General features: G+C 58.7%; 1 protein-coding gene and 1 pseudogene. Both read right to left on the bottom strand.

Features of this window, described 5'->3' with window-relative positions:
• Window positions 1–410: pseudogene (locus EN914_RS37300) on the bottom strand (hypothetical protein); the annotation flags it as partial.
• A gap of 49 nt (window positions 411–459) precedes the next feature.
• Window positions 460–719 (bottom strand): alpha/beta fold hydrolase (locus EN914_RS38610; protein ID WP_164779263.1); only part of this gene is annotated, 260 nt, incomplete at its 5' end.

The raw sequence follows: 719 nt of genomic DNA, 5'->3' as shown, positions 1-719 counted from the left end.
CCCGGATAGGTGAATGCGAACGGCCCCGTGAGATAATTCCACACGGCCGCACTGGTAAAATAGGCCACCTGCACTGCATCCCACGGCGTGCTGGCGTCGATGAAGCCAGTCGGAAACGATTTGCGCGGGTTGATGCGCTGTTCGACTAACCCACCTTCGAGTGTTGTGATCGCAACACGCTCGGGGTTGAGTTCCAGCAGCGACATACGGTCGGGTCCGGTGAAAGGTGCGAACGTAATGTGCTCACGATGGGGATCAATGGTGACTGTCTGGTCCGAATAGACGTCCGGCCACCCTCTTGCGCCCCAGAAGGGGCCGCCCAGTGACATCTGCGCGGTGATCTTGGTGACTTTGGCCCAGTTCTCCAATCCACCATGCGCATCGAGTACTGCCGTCAATAGCTTGTCCATGGGATGTTCCTTTGTTGTTATTTTCTCAGTTTGCCTGCAGCTGGTCGGGCTATTTCGCCGGGGCGCTTGCCGCCTGTTCAATCAAGCGTGCAACCTCTTTCGGGTGGGAGACGAACGGAACGTGGCTGGATTTGATCTCGGCGGTGATTGCGCCCATGCGCTTGGCATAGAACCGCTCCAAGTCTGGATTGATGGCCCGGTCCTGTTGGGCGACCAGGTACCAGGACGGGATGGTTTTCCAGGCCGCCTCCGTCACAGACGAAGCGAACGCGCTGCCGATGATTGGTTTCTGCGCCGCTGCCATCACGC

Source organism: Mesorhizobium sp. M7A.F.Ca.CA.001.08.2.1, from assembly GCF_003998455.1.
GTDB lineage: Bacteria > Pseudomonadota > Alphaproteobacteria > Rhizobiales > Rhizobiaceae > Mesorhizobium > Mesorhizobium ciceri.
The sequence above is the reverse complement of the archived record's forward strand: the minus strand, read 5'-3'. Positions and strand labels throughout refer to the sequence as shown.